This window comes from Parahaliea mediterranea, assembly GCF_003402235.1.
GTDB classification, from domain to species: domain Bacteria; phylum Pseudomonadota; class Gammaproteobacteria; order Pseudomonadales; family Halieaceae; genus Parahaliea; species Parahaliea mediterranea.
The window spans coordinates 21,528-38,298 of record NZ_QEWO01000002.1 but is presented as its reverse complement, the minus strand read 5'-3'; the positions used below and the strand labels follow the sequence as shown (position 1 = coordinate 38,298).

The following is a 16,771-nucleotide window of genomic DNA, read 5'->3' as shown; positions in this document are numbered from 1 at the left end:
GGAGCTCGACATGAAAGTTGGCATCGCACTGCTGTTTGCCCTGTCCGCCGGCCTCGCACACGCCGCACTGGACTGGGACACCGCCCTCAATGGCGCCCAGCGCAGCGAGGAAAACCGCGCCCGTGACACCTTCCGCCACCCGCGCGAAACCCTGGAATTCTTCGGCCTGCAGGAAGGCATGAACGTGCTGGAAGTGGCCCCCGGCGGCTGCTGGTACACCGAGGTGATTGCCCCGCTGATGAAGGACAACGGCACCTACTACGCCGCCCACGCCAGCCTCAACCCGCCCAATGCCTACTACCGCAATTCACTCGGCCAGTACCTGCAAAAACTGGCGGCGGATAGCGACCTGTACAGCGCCGTGGTGGTCACCCAGCTACAGCCTCCCAGCGAAATGACCGCGGCGCCGGCCGGCTCGGTCGATCTGGCCGTGGCCTTTCGCAACGTACACAGCTGGATGCGCGGCGACGTACTGGAGCCCACGCTTGCCGCCATCTTCACCGCCTTAAAGCCCGGTGGCCGTTTTGGTCTGGTGCAGCACCGCGCCAAACCCGGCACCGACGTAGAGGCGATGAAAGCCAGCGGTTACGTCACTGAAGACTATGTGATTGCGGCGGCGCAAAAGGCCGGCTTCAAGCTGGTGAAGCGCGCTGACATCAACGCCAACCCCAAAGACACCGCAGACCACCCCAATGGCGTGTGGAACCTGCCGCCCGGGCTGCGCGACGGTGAAAAAGACCGCGAGAAGTACCTGGCCATTGGCGAGAGCGACCGCATGACCCTGCTGTTCGAGCGCCCGGGAGCCTGATGGCCCAGGTGCTGGACATTCCCGTCGGCCGCCTGCAGGCCGACACCCTGCAGGCCCTGCTGGAGGAGTTTGCCTCCCGCGATGGCACCGACTACGGCCTGCGCGAAGCCAGCCTGGAGGCCAAGGTCGCCCAGTTGCGCCGCGGCCTGCACAGCGGGGCATTGAAGCTGCTTTTTGACGCCGAATCCGAACACTGGGATCTGGTGGACGTCGAGCAGGCCGCCCAGTGGCTGGCGGGCGAGGTTTGCCATGAGGGCGAGGCAGGCGGCGCGTGAGTGCAGCGCCCCCGCCCGGCCAGCACCAGCTGGACACCCGTGGCCTGTACTGCCCAGAGCCGGTGATGATGCTGCACAACGCAGTGCGCGATATGGCCGTGGGCGAGGTGGTGGAAGTGATCGCCACCGACCCGGCAACCCAGCGCGACATTCCCAAGTTCTGCCACTTTCTGGGGCACGAACTGGTGCACCAGGAAGCGGACGCCGGCGAATACCGCTACTGGCTGCGCAAGGCGGCGCCGGCGGCATGACGGCGATCCAGCAGGCACTGGGGGCCGCTGCATTGGGCGTGCCCCGCGCCGAACCCGTCAATACCTTGCGTGACGCCAGTGACGCCACCTTCGACAGCCGGCGGCTAGAGCAGTTATTCCAGCGCTGCTTTGGCCACAGCGAAAACACCCGATTGATTGGCGGCGCCCCGGAACCGGAATACATCCCGGCGACAGAGCCGGGCCCCGGCGGCCCCTGCGATGCGCACCGCCTGTACTTTCGCGACGACTACTTTGCCAGTGCCCTGCACGAAACCGCCCACTGGTGCATTGCCGGGCCCGCCCGGCGCCAGCAGCGGGATTTCGGCTACTGGTACGCCCCGGACGGACGCAGTGAGCAGCAGCAGGCGGCCTTCCAGCAGGTGGAGGTGGCGCCCCAGGCGCTGGAGTGGTTCTTTGCCCGGGCCTGTGGCTATCCCTTTCGGCTCAGCCTGGACAACTTGAGCGGCGGCGAGGCCGCGCGCCGCCAGGAAGCGGCCTTCCGCCAGGCGGTGACCGCCGCCGCCAATGCCCGCAGCCAGCGCGGCCTGCCGCCCCGGGCAGCGCGCTGGTTTGCCGCGCTCAGCGAGGACTTTGGCACGCACCTGCAGGCGCAGGCCCTGAGCTTCAGCGTGGACGACCTCGCTTGATGCCACAGCGGGCCTGGCTGCTCGATACCTCCATCTATATTTTTCGCGCCTGGTTTTCGCTGCCAGACCGCTGGCATACCCCCCGGGGCATGCCGCTGAACGCGGTGGTGGGCTACGCCGGTTTTTTGCTGGGCATGGTGGAGCGCTGCGCGCCACAGGCGCCGCTGGCGGCGGCCTTTGACGAAAGCCTGGGCAGCTGCTTTCGCCATGCCATCTACCCCGCCTATAAAGCCAGCCGTGCACTGCCTGATGAAGCGCTGGCATTTCAGTTGCATGCCTGCCGGGAGCTGACCGAACGCCTGGGCCTGGCCTGCTACGGCGGCCCCCGCTATGAGGCGGACGATTACCTGGCCACGCTTGCCCGCCAGTGCCGGGGGCAGGGTTACGCGGTCACCCTGGTCAGCCGCGACAAAGACCTGGGGCAACTACTGTGCGGCGACGACACACTGTGGGATGCCGCAGCGGACCAGGCACTGGATGTAAAGGCTTTTACCGCGCGCTTTGGTGTTGCGCCGCATCAGTTTCCGGATTATCAGGCTCTGGTGGGTGATGCCATTGATGACATTCCAGGTGTACCGGGCGTGGGCGCGCGCAGCGCCGCAGCGCTGCTGTCGCACTTCAGCAGCCTGGATGCGCTGGGTGAGCGACTGGACGAGGTGGCGGCGCTGCCCCTGCGCGGCGCCCTCAGCCTGCAGCGCAAACTACAGGCGCACTGGCCCCAGGCGCTGATGTCCCGTGAACTGGCCCGCCTGGAGCCGGCCATTCCCGGGGTGGATAACATGCCTCACTGGCGGCTTGAAGCGCCCGCCCTGCTGGCGGGGCGCGATTACCTGCAGCAGTTGGGCCTGGGTGGCCGCCTGCTGCAACGCTGTGAACAACTGGCGGCGCGCGCCGCCGCCTGAGCTGCCGCCCGCTGCGGGCGGCTTGCCGGAGACTGGACATGAGTGGACTGACAATTGTTGCCGACGCCAATATGCGGGGGGTGGAAACCGTGTTCAGCCCCTATGGCGAAGTGCAACTGGTGGAAGGGCGCAGCCTGCGCCGGCAGGACCTGCAAGGCGCGGATGTGCTGCTGGTACGCTCGGTCACCAGTGTGGACAGCGAACTGCTGCGCGGTACCGGGGTGCGCTTTGTGGGCACCGCCACCAGCGGGCTGGAGCACGTGGACGCGCACTACCTGGCGGAGCAGGGTATTCGCTTTGCCCACGCCCGGGGCTCCAATGCCAATGCCGTGGTGGAATATGTACTGGCGGCCATCGCCGCCTGCGACAACTACCTGGAGCGCCTGCTGGAAGGCGGGGTGCTCGGCATTGTGGGGCAGGGGCATGTGGGGCGCGCACTGGCCCGCTGCGCCCGCGCCCTGGGTGTGCAGGTGCGCGCCCATGATCCCTGGCTGGAGTCGGTGGAAGACGCCGCCGACCTGGCGGCGGTGCTGGCGGCGGATGTCATCTGCCTGCACCCGGAACTCACCCGCCGCAAACCCCACCCGAGCTATCACCTGCTGGATGCCCAGGCGCTGGAGCAGTTGCCCCAACACAGCCTGCTGATCAACGCCAGCCGCGGCGCGGTGGTGGATAACGCCGCCCTGTGCAGCCTGTTGCAGCAGGGGCGGGGGCCGGCTTGCGTGCTGGATGTGTGGGAGCACGAGCCCCACTTGCAGCCTGGGCTGTTGCAGCAGGTGCGCCTGGGTACCCCCCATATCGCCGGCCACAGCCTGGACGCCAAGCTGGAAGGCACCCGCATGCTGGGGGCAGCGCTGGCGGCGGCCTTCGACCTGGCGCCGCCGGCACTGCTGGAAGGTGATGCGGTGGCAACATTGGCAGCCCCGCCGGGGCTTGCCGGCGGTGACCTGTTGCGCTGGTTGCTGCAGGCCCGCTACGACATTCGGGCCGACGATGCCGCCCTGCGCGATGCGTTGGCCGGCGCCAGCGGGGCGCAGGCAGCCCAGGCCTTTGATGCCTTGCGCCGCCTGTATCCCCAGCGGCGCGAACTGAAGGGGAGCCCGGTGTATGCGCCGGCCGCCCCCGCCGCCTGGGCGACGGCGCTCGGTTACCGGGTGGCAGACGGGGGTAGTGCGCAATGAGTGCCCTGTGCATTGGCCTGCTGGTCAACCCGCTGGCAGGCGTTGGGGGCAGCCTGGCGCTCAAGGGCTCCGACGGGGAGGCCGTCCGCGAGCGGGTGGCCGCAGAGGGCAACCCCCAGCGCGCGGCGGGGCGTGCCCAGCGCGCCCTGTCACTGTTGCGCGAGTGCGCGGCCGAGCTGTCGTTTGTGACCTGGGGCGGCGATATGGGCCAGCAGGTGCTGGAGGCGCTGGGCTTTGCCCCGCAGGTGCTGGGCGCTGCCGAGGGCAGCTGCCAGGGCCAGATGAGCAGCGCCGCCGACACCCGCCAGGCCGCCGCCACCCTCTGCCAGCACTGCGACCTGCTGGTATTCGCTGGCGGCGATGGCACCGCGCGGGATGTTTTCGATGCCGTGGGCGAGCAGCAGCCGGTGCTCGGTATTCCCGCCGGGGTGAAAATGCACTCGGGCGTGTTTGCCGTGTCGCCCGAGGCGGCCGGGGAATTGCTGCTGCAACTGGCGCGTGGCGGCCTGGTGGGTTTGCGGCGCCAGGAAGTGCGTGACATCGACGAGGACGCCTTTCGCCAGGGCCGGGTACGCACCCGCTTCTACGGCGAAATGAGCGTGCCGGGGGAGGGCCGCTTCCTGCAGCACACCAAGGTGGGCGGGCGTGAAGACCAGGCCCTGGTGGCCGCCGATATCGCCGCCTGGCTGGCGCCGGCGCTGGATGATAAAACGCTGTACCTGCTGGGCCCCGGTTCCACCACCGCCGCGCTGCTGGAAGAACTGGGTCTGCCGGCCACCCTGCTGGGGGTTGATGCCCTTTGCGGCGGCCAGGTTCTGGCGGCGGACGCCGATGAGGCGCGCCTGCTGGCACTGCTGGGGGCCCACACCGGCCCGGTGCAGATGATCGTCACTGCCATTGGCGGCCAGGGGCATATCTTCGGCCGTGGCAACCAGCAGTTTTCGCCGGCGGTCATTCGCGCCGTGGGGCGCGACAATATCCGCCTGATCGCCGCCAAATCCAAGATAGCCGCCCTGGAGGGCCGCCCCCTGCTGGTGGACACCAACGACCCAGCGCTGGATCGCGAACTGGCTGGCTACTACCCCGTGGTGACCGGCTACGACGACGAAATCCTCTATCGCGTGGCCGCCGGCGGCTGAGCCACAAGCCCCAGGTGGGGGGTGATTTCATCAATCCGTAAAACGGCGCAATCCGCCGCCGGTGTATGCTATGGTCGGATTTCGGGCTGGCGGGGTAGCGGGCGATGGTTGGTAAAACACCAGACAAAGTGGTACCCAGGGACGATGCTTACTGGCGTGCGCGACTCACGCCCCAGCAGTTTCATGTGTGCCGCCAGCAGGGTACCGAGCGGGCCTTTACCGGCGAGTACTGGGAGTGCGATGCCCCGGGTGTCTATCACTGCCGCTGCTGCGACAGTCCGTTATTCCACTCTTCTGCCAAATACGATGCCGGCTGCGGCTGGCCCAGCTTCCACCGCCCCATTGAGCGCGCCAGCATTGTCGAAAAACCCGACAGCAGCCACGGCATGTGCCGCACCGAAGTGGAGTGCGTTCACTGCGGCTGCCATCTCGGCCACCTGTTCAGCGACGGCCCGCCGCCCACCGGGATGCGTTACTGCATTAACAGCGCATCAGTGAAGCTGAGGGAAGAAGAATAAGTGCGATTCGGGGGAGGGGATTGGAGCGGGAAACCGGGTTCGAACCGGCGACCTCAACCTTGGCAAGGTTGCGCTCTACCAACTGAGCTATTCCCGCACATCTACGCGTTTATACCGTCGTCACGGTCGCCGGAACCGGCGAGACTTGGCGTCCCCCCTCAACCTTGGCAAGGTTGCGCTCTACCAACTGAGCTATTCCCGCATCCCAGGACTGAAGCCTGAAAGCGCTTGTTTGAGTGGCGTCCCCTAGGGGGTTCGAACCCCTGTTCCCGCCGTGAAAGGGCGGTGTCCTAGGCCACTAGACGAAGGGGACGCATCGGTCTCAATCAAGAGGCGCGCATTGTAGGTAGGGTGGCCCCCCTCGTCAAGCCCGAAACTCCAAAATTCGGGCTGATTTTTTACTGGGCTTTCAGTGGCTTGGCAGTAGCTTGGCCCGCGCTGCCGCCAGGTCGATGACCTCGCCGCGGGAGGCCGCCGCCGTGCGCGCTTCGTCGATCTCCTGGTAGGCGGCTATCTCTTCATCGGTGAGGTAGTGCAGGCATTCGCCCCCCAAAAACCACAGCAATTCCCGCGGCACCGTGGGGGCAAATTCCGGGAAGCCGGTGAACAGCCGGGCGACCAGTTCCGGCCCGGCCTGGTAAAGCGCATCGCTGGTTGCTCCGGCCCGCTGGCAGGCGGCGGCCAGTTCGGCCAGAGGGTCGCCCTCCGGCAGTGACGCGCAGCGCTTTACAAAGGTGTCGGCAAACTGGCGCCAGGCTTCCAGGCTGTGTTGCAGGTACTGTTCATCGTTCATGTCGGGGTGTCCTGTGGCGGTTGCTGTGGTCGTTACGGGAGGGGATTGCAGGTACAATGGCGCGTTTTGTTTTCCGCAGAATGACGCGTGGCGCAATGATATCAGCCCTGACCATCGAAAATCTCAGCAAGTCCTACGGCAACGGCTTTCAGGCCCTGAAGGGCATCAGCCTGGAGGTCAAACAGGGGGACTTCTTCGCCCTGCTTGGCCCCAACGGGGCCGGCAAATCCACCACTATTGGCATTATCTGCTCGCTGGTCAGCAAGAGCGGGGGCAGGGTGGCCGTGCATGGCGTGGATATCGACGAGGATTTTCCCGCCGCCAAAAAATTCATCGGCATCGTGCCCCAGGAGTTCAACTTCAACCAGTTCGAGAAGGTGCGGGATATCGTCGTCAATCAGGCGGGCTACTACGGCCTGCCGGCCCAGCAGGCCGCCGAGCGGGCAGACAAATACCTGAAGGAACTGGGCCTGTGGGACAAGCGCGAAGTGGCATCGCGCATGCTCTCTGGCGGCATGAAGCGGCGCCTGATGATCGCTCGCGCCCTGGTGCACGAGCCCAAGCTGCTGATTCTGGATGAGCCCACCGCCGGGGTAGACATCGAAATGCGCCGCTCCATGTGGGATTTTTTGCGCAAGATCAACGCCGAGGGCACCACCATTATTCTCACCACCCACTACCTGGAAGAGGCCGAGGCCCTGTGCCGCAACATCGCCATCATCAACCACGGCCAAATCGTTGAGCACAGCTCGGTGCGCGACCTGTTGCGCCGCCTGCACCGGGAGGTATTCATTCTCGACTGCGCCGGCATGTTGCCCGAGAGCGTGGCGGTGGATGGCTTTGTCACCCGCGTCATCGACGAGCACAGCCTGGAGGTGGAAGTGGAAAAGGGCCAGCACATCAACGATGTTTTCGCCCAGTTGGATCGCGCAGGCATACAGGTCACCAGCATGCGTAACCGCGCCAATCGCCTAGAAGAAATGTTTGTCAACCTGGTGGAGGGCGCCGCATGACCCCGCATGAGCAGTTTGTTGCCTTCATGACCATCCTGCGCAAGGAAATCAAGCGCTACACCCGCATCTGGACCCAGACCCTGCTGCCCTCGGCGATCACCATGTCCCTGTATTTTGTGATCTTCGGCTCCCTCATCGGTTCGCGCATTGGCGACATGGGCGGCTTTACCTACATGCAGTTTGTGGTGCCTGGCCTGATCATGATGGCCATCGTCACCAACTCCTATTCCAATGTGGTGTCGTCCTTCTTCGGCTCCAAGTTCAACCACAGCGTGGAAGAGCTGTTGGTATCGCCAACGCCCAACTACGTCATCCTTATGGGTTACGTGCTTGGCGGCGTGAGCCGGGGGCTGCTGGTGGCCATCATCGTGACCATCGTGTCGCTGTTTTTCACCCAACTGCACATTCACAACATCTTCGTGGTGGTTGCCATCGTGCTGATGACCTCCACCCTGTTTGCACTGGCCGGCTTCATCAACGCCGTGTATGCCAACAGTTTTGACGACATCTCCATTGTGCCCACCTTCGTGCTGACCCCGCTGATCTACCTCGGCGGCGTGTTCTACTCCATGAATTTACTGCCGGCCTTCTGGGCTGCGGTGTCCAAGTTGAACCCGCTGGTTTACGTGGTGAACGCCTTCCGCTACGGCGTGCTGGGCGTCTCCGATGTCAGCCTGCCCTTCGCCTTTGGCATGATCACCCTGTTCACCGTAGCGGCCTTTGCCTTCAGCATGCACCTGCTGAATTCCGGCAAGCGCCTGCGGCAGTAAGCCCGTGGCCGATACCAACGACAACGGCCTGCTGCTCGGCCGGCAGGTGCCGGTCAGCGAACACTACGCGCCGGAACTGCTGTACCCCATTGCGCGCCGCCAGGCCCGCGATGACCTGGGCATCAACGAGGCGGCGCTGCCCTTTACCGGGGTAGACCTGTGGCACGCTTACGAGCTGTCCTGGCTGGACGGGCAGGGTAGGCCGGTGTCCCGCGTGGGGCGTTTCAGCGTGCCGGCGCACAGTGCCAACCTGGTGGAATCCAAATCCTTCAAGCTCTACCTGAACTCCCTGAACCAGGAAGTGCTGGCTGACGACAATGCCGCTATAGCGCGCATCTGTCACGACTTAAGCGCTGCCGCCGGCGCTGACGTGAGCCTTACCCTGTTTGCCCCCGACGACCCGGCCCTGGCCGGCCGGCGTCTGCCGGGCGAGTGCCTGGACCCGTTGCCCGGCCGCTGGCAGGGCGGCGAGCCGGATGCCGGCCAACTGCAACGCGCCAGCGCAAACAGCCTGCAAGTGCATACCCACCTGCTGCGCTCCCTGTGCCCGGTGACCGGCCAGCCCGACTGGGCCAGCGTGTGGATTGCCATGGAAGGGGCGAGCGTGGAGCCTCTCAGCCTGCTCAATTACCTGCTGGCCTATCGCAACCACCAGGAATTTCACGAACAGTGCGTCGAGCGCATCTTCCGCGACCTCAGCGCCGCATGCGCCCCGTCCGGGTTGCACATCCAGGCCTTCTACACCCGCCGCGGCGGCCTCGATATCACGCCGTTTCGCAGCACCGGCGGCCGCCAGCCCCTGCCGCGCATGAACCGCCAATAGGGCAGGCAAATTTCCTGCCCCATTCCCAGCCCGCAGGACTGGCAATCAGCAAATCCTGTGGTATCATGCGCGCCCTCTGCTGCCGTGGCTTGCCAGCCACCAAGCAACAGCAGCCGGCGCAAGGCCGGCAGACAAGTTATCTGGTGAGGTGGCCGAGTGGTCGAAGGCGCACGCCTGGAAAGTGTGTAACGGGAAACCGTTCGAGAGTTCGAATCTCTCCCTCACCGCCATATAAGTGACTGATTTTAAAGGAAAAAGTAAATCAGCCAATTAAATTAGGGCAAAATTAGGGCATCGACCCTCTGGCGACCCGCAAGACACGGCGCTGGCTTCCATGCCCTAAAATGAAAAGGGGCCCTGTTCGGGGCCCCTTTTTTGTTCCACTTGGACTTCAATTAAGCCTCAGTTTTTCCATGGCTGCATCGAAGGTTTGCGAAGCCAACCCCTTGCCGTCTCCGGTCACCTTGGCATAGTGATCCATCAACATTTTGGTGTCCGTGTGACCCAGTTGCCGGGCTACCACGTTCAGGTCCGCACGTGCTGAGAACATCAAAGTGGCGAAGCTGTGCTTGCCTTGATTGGGGGCTCGTTCACGCACGCCAGCGTCCCGGCAGAGCTTCTTGATATGGCGGGCAGGGGAGCCCTTAGCCCAGTATCCCGCCGATGACTGGCCGGTGGTAGGTCGTCGCCACACCAGCCGGTACTCCGCCATCAGCGTCTCCTGAACCGCGTTGACTTTCCGCTGAGTTGGCACCGTTATTGGTGGCAGTGAACTGGTCTTGAGCTTTTGGGCCCGGAGCAGTTGTTTGGCCCGGCCGGACAGTTCGACAGTCCGGCTGCGGTGGGCGTTCTTGGTGGACTTCATAATACCCTCGGAGCAGGCCCGCTGGATTTTGGCCGTCCAGACCTCGCCGCTGCTATCAACATCCTCCCAGCAAAGGCCGTGCAGCTCCGAAATCGACAGCCCGGTGTAGATGGCAAACAGCAGCATGTCCCTGACCTCGGGGCGCTTTGCTTCGCATTGCTCCAGCGCCAGCACTTCATCAATGGTAAAGGCGTCGTTGTTTTCTTCCTTGGCCTGATCCTTGTACTCCTGCGTAATGGTCCGGGTTTTCACCTCGTCCAGCAGGGGGCCCTCACACATCCCCCTGTTCGCGGCCTGCTTCAGTATCCACCGCAAGGACTGGATATGGGTGTTCACCGTTTTGGGAGATAGCGGCTTGCGGGTGTAGGCTCCGGTCGCCGGTTCCTTAATGCCGTCTTCCAGACCTTGAACATACCCCCGCACCTTGACCACGGACAGGCTGGCCATCAACGTGGATTCATCGAAGTGCTGGGCCAGATACTTCCGGGTAGTCTTGAAGTCGCGGACGGTCTTGGGGTCCAGATTGCGGATGTGCCTTTCGTATTCATCACACAAATCACCCATGGTCTTCCGGGCGTCTGGCTGTTCCTGTACCGCTTGCCGCTTCAGGTACTTCGAGTTGGGGAACTTGGTGGCGTAGTCGAACGTGCCCACTTCGATTTCATGGAGCACCGCCGTGCGCAAGCGTTCGGCGTACTTTACGGTATTGGCTGTCAGTGGACCCTTTACTGGCTCCCGGCGTCGCTTGTCCTCGTAGGGAAACACAATGCGCAGGGTCTTGCCGTTGAGTTCCACCCCTGTGGGTAGTTCTATAGTGTTGCCGTTTTCCAGCGTGATTGTCTTACTCATAACCTGTTACTCAATGCTTGGTGGATTCCTGCCATTGGGAAATGGCCGGAACGCTGTAAATATATTGGCCTGCGGGATCACGCCAGAAGTGTGTACCTTCCAACCATGTGCCGCGCTGACGGTACTTGGCCGCTGCCGATTCGGAGATACCAAAGACGGCGGGCAGCAGGCAGCCCCGGATATTGTTACTGGGCATAACACCCACGGCGCTCGTGCCAAGGTGCTTACGGTCCTCTTTTTTCATGGTGTCAGCCTCCCGAGGCGGCGGCGCGTTTGCGCCGGGTTAGTGTCTGGCCGCAGTGCGAGGTGCAGTAACTTCGACTGCGAATCCCGGTCAGTTGGATAGCACCGCAGCAGTCGCACTCGCGCACCCCAAAATCAAACTCTGCTGACGAGGCGTTCAGGAAAATCAGCAGGGGGTCGATTACGTGAACGAACAGTGGATTGCAGACAGCGAAGGACTGGGTAAACGTGCCTTGGTCCAGTCGCACAGTCAGCTCTAATCGCTGGGTTTTGATCCATTCATTCAACAGCGACATCCCCCGGTGCAGGCAAATTTCCTCAGTGGGCACGTCTTCTTCTAATGCCGCCAGTGCCTGCCGAGCGCGGTCGTACACCGACAACGGCAGTTGCTTGGTAGTCTCCCGCCATGTGAACCCGGCGAGGATATAGAGCAGCGCCTTGAACAGCACGGGTTCGTGTTCGTCCAGTCTCGCCCACGGCTCAGGATCGAAGCCCCGATGTTCCTCTGCAAATTGCTTCAAGGTTTTGCGTAGTTTTTTGTCACGCATGGTTTTGGCCGCTAGTCGCGCTTTATCCGCTGCGGACTTGCGCCCCTTCCCGTGGCCGAAGCCCGTAACTTCCTCAGCGGCGTGCAACACCATATCCAGTGGGTAAATGCGTAGGTCGGCAGCCTTTCGCCCCTCGGGCAACAACGGTGATTGCATGGTCCTTTCTCCTGTCCAAGAATGGGTAACACTGTCCAACTATATTGCAGACCTATTAAATACACAATAAAAAAGTATTTGACCGATCAAAATATGAATCCTATGGTTGTTGCAGAATTTGACCGCTCACGAGGAGACGGACCCCATGCCCAGCAAAGAGCGCAACCTGACCTCAGTGCACGTGTTACTACCTGCACCACTGGCCAAGCAGTTGAAGCAGTCAGCGGACCAAAATCTGCGGAGTCTCAACAAAGAGGTTCAGCGGCTGTTGATTGAGGCCCTAGAACATGAGCGTGACGGACAGGCAGCCTGATCCATGCCCACACCGCTGCCAGAACAGTCGTATCTCAACGCCTGTTTCCGCTACGAGCCCGCTACAGGGTTGCTCCACTGGCGCGAACGTCCGGTGGGGCACTTCAAGACGGAGCGGGATGCCCGGGCATGGAATGGCCTCGCAGCGGCGGTGTAGGTGACCCCATGCCCCAGAAAACGAAAAACCCCCAACTCGTGGCCGCGAGCCGGGGGCTTTGGAGAACGACAGCGACCCGCCAAGGACACTGACCGCAATGACCCTACCACAGAATCCTGATGCTTCAAGTCACTGTCTCAGCAGCGCTGGCGGTCTTCGCCGGTTACGCCCTGCTGCTGGTAACCCCTTATCGGTAGTCACGCCGTCCAGTCTGGACACCACCTGCGCACCGCGCAAAGGAGAACGCACCATGACAGAAGCAATGGAAGTAATGGAGAGTGAAACCACCACCGCAACCACCGGGCCTTGCGTGTTGTGCAGTGGTAAAGGCACATGGAGTAGCAGTTACGGCGAGGGGGAGTGTCCTCGCTGTGGAGGAGGCGGCATCGTGGAGACCGCCCCTCCTGATGGCTGTATTTTTTGCGCAGCCTGTGGAGGAGCTGGTGGCTACAACCCCGAGGTTGACCCAGACGCCGACGATGATGACGAACACTCCATCTGCCCCCTGTGCGACGGGCAGGGCTTTTTTGAAGACCTGTCGAGGCACCGCCCACTGGCGGATGCGAAACCGGCGAATTTCGAGGCCCTGAAAGCATTGGTGGGAGAAGTGAACCTTCTTGCCATTCCCCGGCTGGACGATTTTTGGTTGGCGGCGGGGGACCACCTACTCGACAACGCGCTGCGCGATCCCATTTTACGCGGCGTTGAGGACCGACTTAACGGCAGCCATATTGACGACGCCGATGAGGCATGGGCAGCGTGGCTCTGGCACTTCGATCACTTATTGAGCGAACGTGCGTTACAGCAACTTGGTAAGGCGCTGTCCCTGACACTACACGGTTTGCCCTGCGATATGTCACTGCCGGATTTTGATGAGCACCTCGACCCGGATGATGTCCACAGCCCCCCGGGTTGGCAACTGGGTGATTGGCTCGTCATGCGGTATGACTGGGCCTATGGGCATCCGTTGACACCCAAACTCATGGAGTTTACCAGCAAGGCGCTGCTGCGCCGGGTGGCGGACGCGAATGCGGTAGACGCTGATTTCTGGTGTGCCGTCGTGCTGAGAGCCCTCAAGGACTCTCGCTTTTTCCGGTTGCCCGAAACGTCCCCAGACCGCCAGTGCTTCAGAGAAGCCAATCTCATTGCGGAGTTATTTGAAGTGCTCCGGGCACAGGTTCGCAGCCAGTCGCAATCGCTTTTGTAGTCATGGCCGGATTCGGGTCATGACTGCCTACTGCTCACTTCTCAGGAGTCAACACCATGGTCCACCTGTATCACTACGACAGCGGCATTGACGCCCTGCACATGGTCCTACTCTCACTGGCCGGAGTGCTGGAACCGCATGAATGCTTTTCTTTTCGGCGCGGTAGCGAGACGTTCATGCCCGCCAGTTTGATAGGCGACGATCTGGACCGCCTGATGGCGGCCGGGGAGCCCGGGCCGATGATCGTGTTCGATGGTCACCTGTTCATCACCACCCGCTGGCTGCGGGAGCGCTGCGAGCAGGTGCCCGAGGTGGTGAACAAAGCGGTGATCCTCGATACCGCGCACATCGTGGAGGCGGCATGGCAGCGAGCACCGGATGCGGAAACCAGCGAGACCCCGGCAGCGGAAGTTACCCTGCACTGACCTGAACTTGTTAGGAGTTGGCACCATGATTGACGACACCCGGAGGGTCATCGACCTGCGCCGCGCCCGCCGCCAGCAGCAGCTTTCCCGGTTCAAAGACGCCATTACCGCCGCGCTCCAGCAGCAGGGTGCCGAGCGTAAGGGCCCTGATCTGACGTTCAGCAGCGAACAGCTGTTCAGGGCCCTGCCAGCTGTGGTGGAGGCCGCGCCGTTCGCCAGCCCATGGGCACTGGAGGTGTGGCTGGAGAATGCCTATGCCCGACAGGGCCTGACACCGGAGACCGAAGATGATTTCCATGACGGTGTGCTGGAGGCGCTGGCGGTCGTGCTGGGGGTGGTGCCACCTACCACCGGGCTTCCGCTGTTGCAGCCGCCTGCGGGGGCGGAGCGGACGGCCGCTGTAGTCCCCTTGCGTGTGCCCGGGCACAGCACCGAGGGTGCCAGTCAGACGCTGGCCGACGAGTACGAGATTGCCCGTCAGGCCCGGCTGGACGCCATGACGATGGAGGATGATCGGTCGGGGACGCCCTTCATGATGACCGAGGATGACATTGCTCACCGGGATGCCGTCATGGCGAGCTTGGGCAAAACGCTGGAAGGGCGGGGCGTGCCCTGCGGTGCCGATGGCTATTTCCATTGCTCCACCCAGCAGCTGGCTGAGGCCATGGAGCAGGAAAACCAAGCCAAGATGGCGGGGAAAGCACGGGCGAACCTGAACGTAGAACGGCGGCGACTGGGCGCGTTCTACGACATCACCTGTCTGGCCAAGCAGTATTACTTGCGGTGGTACGGCGGGTATGACGTAACCCAGCTCGCTACCGGGTTTCTTATTCAGTGGAATTTCACCCTGCCCAATGGCCATAGCTTGAGCTGGCACCTGAATGCCGAAGACAAGGCGTTCATGGTCATGGCCGGTTACGAAACCGACCTTGAAGACTTTATAGCGCTGGACCTGATGGGGGTGACTGCGCTGGAAGAGGTGATGTGTTCGTGGCGTTTAAAGCAGTGCTCTTTTGCAGCGGCCCCTGCGCCCCGGGCGCATTGAGATTACTACTAACAAGTCAGGAGAAGTGAAATGTGTCTGGCAAAATATCATGACGTGCCATTGGAAGACCTCAACGCCATCTTGCGACCTGCCCCTTTCAATCACGCGCTGTCCCTTGTTGCGTGGCTGGATTGGGAGGGGCCAGAAATCAAATGCGACGTGAAGCAGCAGATTTTGACGCTGTACGCCAGTCGGCTGCCCGAGAACCTGAAAGAGAAGACCTACATCGACTGCGGGGAAGTGGTTTGGGACCGCTTGGTCGGCCTGTATTTTTACACGACGAACGGCGATTGCTTTTCTGATGAGGACATGCCGCGCTACGAACTGGAACCCGGCTATTTCTACCCAGACCTCGCGCATATTGTGAACGGCCAGATCAAACACCCAGTGGACAACGCACGGCCGTTCGTACATACCCGCCGCTGGATTTTCGAGGTGGCGACACTGGACCCGATGCGCGTAGTGATGGACTCCGGGTTGGTTGACCCCGAGCGTATCAAGGACCAGCTGAGAGCGGATTTCGCCAAGGTCAGCGAGTCTAAGAATTTACGCCATTACCGCCACTATCCGAAACCTATAACCGCTTAGGAGTAGAGAGTATGACTACACTTCGCACTGTTCAAGACGCCCGAGCCTATCTGAACCAGCCGGTCATGCGCACGCTGGACTCACTGGAAGACCTCGGGGCGCAGCTGGCGCACATCGTGGTGTTCAATAACCGCGACACCCAGCGAGTCAGTCAAGAAGCGATGGAGGCGTTTTATCAGTATCGCAGTTGGCACGAAGGAGATTGGTACGTGGCATTCCGCAAATTCTGCGGGTTTTCCTACACCCACCGCAGCTTCGGGCCAAAGGCGCTGGCTCGTGCCAGCCGCGCCGGGCTGGAATTGTGGAACCCGAGTTTCAACCGAAGCCAGTACGACCCGGATTTTCTGAATCAGGGCAAGCGAGTGTTCGACCACCAGTGTTTCTACGACCGCAAGCGGCGACCCGCTGCCCTTCTGACCCAGACCTACCTGCCCGCTGATCAGTCGTGGGACGAGTTGCAACCCTACCTGAACATGGGGCTCGCCGCTTACGACATCGGCATTCACTCACTGCACAACAGCGGCTACTGCCTGCCGATGCTGATTGCCCGCGACGATGATGAGCACGTGCAATCGCTATTTTCCATGATCACATCACGCGAAGCCCTGTACGCCGTGGAAGCGCGGACGCACCCGGGCAGGGTGGTGGACCAACAGCGCAAGAACACAGCGACTAACCTGTCAGGAGTAAGATAATGAGTGAAAAAATTTCCACCTTGAAACCCGTGATGGCCCAGACGGGATACAGCGGTAACCTCGGCTTTGCCGTCGCGCCCGTGAGTGAGTACAAACGCGAGAATTTCCCGGGCGAGTTGGCGGACCACTACGTGACTGGCGGAAAGCCCATGCTGCACACCGGCAACGGCGGGACATCCCCAAGCGGGCGCACGTTAGGTGCGTACTGCTTCGCGCAAGGCTATCTCCACAGCAACATCGACCCCGACGCCCATGAAGCGCTCACGCAGAACCTTCTGGCTATGAACAACCATAAGGGGATCATCGAAACCTACTGGCGGTCACCACCGGAGCTGGAGGCACTGGAGGCACTGAAGAAGGGTTGGCGTGAAGTTGGCTTTGAGGATTTCACTGGCGGGTATATTTTCATTCTCAACTACTCCGGGCAAATGTTTCGCTACCACAAAAGCGCTGCACCGAAACCCGACCAAGGGTGACGCGCTGCATTGTGCTGGCCTGCGGAATGCAGGCGGGCGTAAACTGACCAGCCAGCTCGCCGTCCCTGCGAGGTTAAACAGTTGG

General features: G+C 62.3%; 22 protein-coding genes and 3 tRNA genes. 19 read left to right on the top strand and 6 right to left on the bottom strand.

Annotated features, from left to right (window positions below; genetic code table 11):
* Positions 1 to 10 precede the first annotated feature (10 nt).
* The 8 genes from DDZ17_RS05785 (at position 11) to msrB (ending at position 5,721) form a co-directional block, all read left to right on the top strand.
* On the top strand, positions 11 to 808 hold the full coding sequence (locus DDZ17_RS05785; protein ID WP_116365039.1) for a class I SAM-dependent methyltransferase: 798 nt from the start codon (positions 11 to 13) through the stop codon (positions 806 to 808).
* A complete protein-coding gene (locus DDZ17_RS05780; RefSeq protein WP_116365038.1) occupies positions 808 to 1,083 on the top strand; it encodes a YheU family protein in 276 nt (91 codons plus the stop codon). The genes DDZ17_RS05785 and DDZ17_RS05780 overlap by 1 nt, the downstream gene beginning before the upstream one ends.
* Entirely contained in the window at positions 1,080 to 1,334 is a 255-nt protein-coding gene (tusA, locus tag DDZ17_RS05775) for a sulfurtransferase TusA (RefSeq protein ID WP_277749296.1), read from the top strand. The genes DDZ17_RS05780 and tusA overlap by 4 nt, the downstream gene beginning before the upstream one ends.
* Complete coding sequence (locus tag DDZ17_RS05770; protein WP_193940553.1) at positions 1,331 to 1,981, top strand: elongation factor P hydroxylase; 651 nt, start codon at positions 1,331 to 1,333, stop codon at positions 1,979 to 1,981. The genes tusA and DDZ17_RS05770 overlap by 4 nt, the downstream gene beginning before the upstream one ends.
* Positions 1,981 to 2,883 carry a 5'-3' exonuclease gene (locus DDZ17_RS05765; protein ID WP_157976484.1) on the top strand — a complete coding sequence of 301 codons (903 nt, stop codon included), beginning with the start codon at positions 1,981 to 1,983 and terminating at the stop codon, positions 2,881 to 2,883. Before DDZ17_RS05770 ends, DDZ17_RS05765 begins: the two co-directional genes overlap by 1 nt.
* A gap of 38 nt (positions 2,884 to 2,921) precedes the next feature.
* Positions 2,922 to 4,064, top strand: a complete 1,143-nt coding sequence (locus DDZ17_RS05760) for a 4-phosphoerythronate dehydrogenase (protein ID WP_116365036.1) — start codon at positions 2,922 to 2,924, stop codon at positions 4,062 to 4,064.
* Positions 4,061 to 5,203, top strand: coding sequence for an ATP-NAD kinase family protein (locus DDZ17_RS05755; protein WP_116365035.1), 1,143 nt, complete (start codon positions 4,061 to 4,063; stop codon positions 5,201 to 5,203). Before DDZ17_RS05760 ends, DDZ17_RS05755 begins: the two co-directional genes overlap by 4 nt.
* A gap of 104 nt (positions 5,204 to 5,307) precedes the next feature.
* Positions 5,308 to 5,721, top strand: a complete 414-nt coding sequence (msrB, locus tag DDZ17_RS05750; protein WP_116365034.1) for a peptide-methionine (R)-S-oxide reductase MsrB — start codon at positions 5,308 to 5,310, stop codon at positions 5,719 to 5,721.
* Between the two features lie 21 nt (positions 5,722 to 5,742).
* On the opposite strand, the gene DDZ17_RS05745 is transcribed toward msrB, so the two are convergent.
* The 3 genes from DDZ17_RS05745 to DDZ17_RS05730 form a co-directional block, all read right to left on the bottom strand.
* Positions 5,743 to 5,818 (bottom strand) — tRNA-Gly (locus DDZ17_RS05745).
* Between the two features lie 140 nt (positions 5,819 to 5,958).
* Positions 5,959 to 6,034 (bottom strand) — tRNA-Glu (locus tag DDZ17_RS05735).
* A gap of 96 nt (positions 6,035 to 6,130) precedes the next feature.
* Positions 6,131 to 6,514: a PA2817 family protein gene (locus DDZ17_RS05730; protein WP_116365033.1), complete on the bottom strand. Its 384-nt coding sequence runs from the start codon at positions 6,512 to 6,514 to the stop codon at positions 6,131 to 6,133.
* A 95-nt stretch (positions 6,515 to 6,609) separates the two neighbouring features.
* Between DDZ17_RS05730 and DDZ17_RS05725 the strand changes: the two genes are divergently transcribed.
* The 4 genes from DDZ17_RS05725 (at position 6,610) to DDZ17_RS05710 (ending at position 9,350) form a co-directional block, all read left to right on the top strand.
* On the top strand, positions 6,610 to 7,527 hold the full coding sequence (locus tag DDZ17_RS05725) for an ABC transporter ATP-binding protein (protein WP_116365032.1): 918 nt from the start codon (positions 6,610 to 6,612) through the stop codon (positions 7,525 to 7,527).
* Positions 7,524 to 8,297, top strand: coding sequence for an ABC transporter permease (locus DDZ17_RS05720; RefSeq protein ID WP_116365031.1), 774 nt, complete (start codon positions 7,524 to 7,526; stop codon positions 8,295 to 8,297). Before DDZ17_RS05725 ends, DDZ17_RS05720 begins: the two co-directional genes overlap by 4 nt.
* A 4-nt stretch (positions 8,298 to 8,301) precedes the next feature.
* Positions 8,302 to 9,120, top strand: coding sequence for an NADPH-dependent 7-cyano-7-deazaguanine reductase QueF (gene queF / locus DDZ17_RS05715; RefSeq protein WP_116365030.1), 819 nt, complete (start codon positions 8,302 to 8,304; stop codon positions 9,118 to 9,120).
* Between the two features lie 142 nt (positions 9,121 to 9,262).
* Positions 9,263 to 9,350 (top strand) — tRNA-Ser (locus DDZ17_RS05710).
* Positions 9,351 to 9,511: 161 nt separating this feature from the next.
* Here DDZ17_RS05710 and DDZ17_RS05705 read toward each other — a convergent pair.
* From DDZ17_RS05705 to DDZ17_RS05695, 3 genes are read right to left on the bottom strand one after another with little or no spacing between them, the layout of a single operon-like run.
* Positions 9,512 to 10,834, bottom strand: coding sequence for an Arm DNA-binding domain-containing protein (locus DDZ17_RS05705; protein WP_116365029.1), 1,323 nt, complete (start codon positions 10,832 to 10,834; stop codon positions 9,512 to 9,514).
* A 10-nt stretch (positions 10,835 to 10,844) separates the two neighbouring features.
* Entirely contained in the window at positions 10,845 to 11,078 is a 234-nt protein-coding gene (locus DDZ17_RS05700) for a hypothetical protein (RefSeq protein WP_206613463.1), read from the bottom strand.
* A 4-nt stretch (positions 11,079 to 11,082) separates the two neighbouring features.
* Positions 11,083 to 11,781 carry a hypothetical protein gene (locus tag DDZ17_RS05695; RefSeq protein WP_116365028.1) on the bottom strand — a complete coding sequence of 233 codons (699 nt, stop codon included), beginning with the start codon at positions 11,779 to 11,781 and terminating at the stop codon, positions 11,083 to 11,085.
* A 145-nt stretch (positions 11,782 to 11,926) separates the two neighbouring features.
* On the opposite strand from DDZ17_RS05695, the gene DDZ17_RS05690 reads away from it, so the two are divergent.
* From DDZ17_RS05690 to DDZ17_RS05660, 7 genes are all read left to right on the top strand, one after another.
* Complete coding sequence (locus DDZ17_RS05690; RefSeq protein ID WP_157976483.1) at positions 11,927 to 12,094, top strand: hypothetical protein; 168 nt, start codon at positions 11,927 to 11,929, stop codon at positions 12,092 to 12,094.
* Positions 12,095 to 12,500: 406 nt separating this feature from the next.
* Entirely contained in the window at positions 12,501 to 13,457 is a 957-nt protein-coding gene (locus DDZ17_RS05685; protein ID WP_157976482.1) for a hypothetical protein, read from the top strand.
* A gap of 56 nt (positions 13,458 to 13,513) precedes the next feature.
* Positions 13,514 to 13,882 carry a hypothetical protein gene (locus tag DDZ17_RS05680; RefSeq protein WP_116365025.1) on the top strand — a complete coding sequence of 123 codons (369 nt, stop codon included), beginning with the start codon at positions 13,514 to 13,516 and terminating at the stop codon, positions 13,880 to 13,882.
* A 25-nt stretch (positions 13,883 to 13,907) separates the two neighbouring features.
* Positions 13,908 to 14,927 (top strand): hypothetical protein, encoded by a 1,020-nt coding sequence (locus DDZ17_RS05675; RefSeq protein ID WP_116365024.1) that lies wholly within the window; start codon positions 13,908 to 13,910, stop codon positions 14,925 to 14,927.
* A 30-nt stretch (positions 14,928 to 14,957) separates the two neighbouring features.
* Complete coding sequence (locus DDZ17_RS05670; RefSeq protein WP_116365023.1) at positions 14,958 to 15,515, top strand: hypothetical protein; 558 nt, start codon at positions 14,958 to 14,960, stop codon at positions 15,513 to 15,515.
* Between the two features lie 11 nt (positions 15,516 to 15,526).
* The gene (locus DDZ17_RS05665; protein ID WP_116365022.1) at positions 15,527 to 16,210 is read left to right on the top strand and encodes a hypothetical protein; all 684 of its coding nucleotides are present in this window, start codon (positions 15,527 to 15,529) and stop codon (positions 16,208 to 16,210) included.
* Positions 16,210 to 16,686: a hypothetical protein gene (locus tag DDZ17_RS05660; protein ID WP_116365021.1), complete on the top strand. Its 477-nt coding sequence runs from the start codon at positions 16,210 to 16,212 to the stop codon at positions 16,684 to 16,686. Before DDZ17_RS05665 ends, DDZ17_RS05660 begins: the two co-directional genes overlap by 1 nt.
* Positions 16,687 to 16,771: the final 85 nt, after the last annotated feature.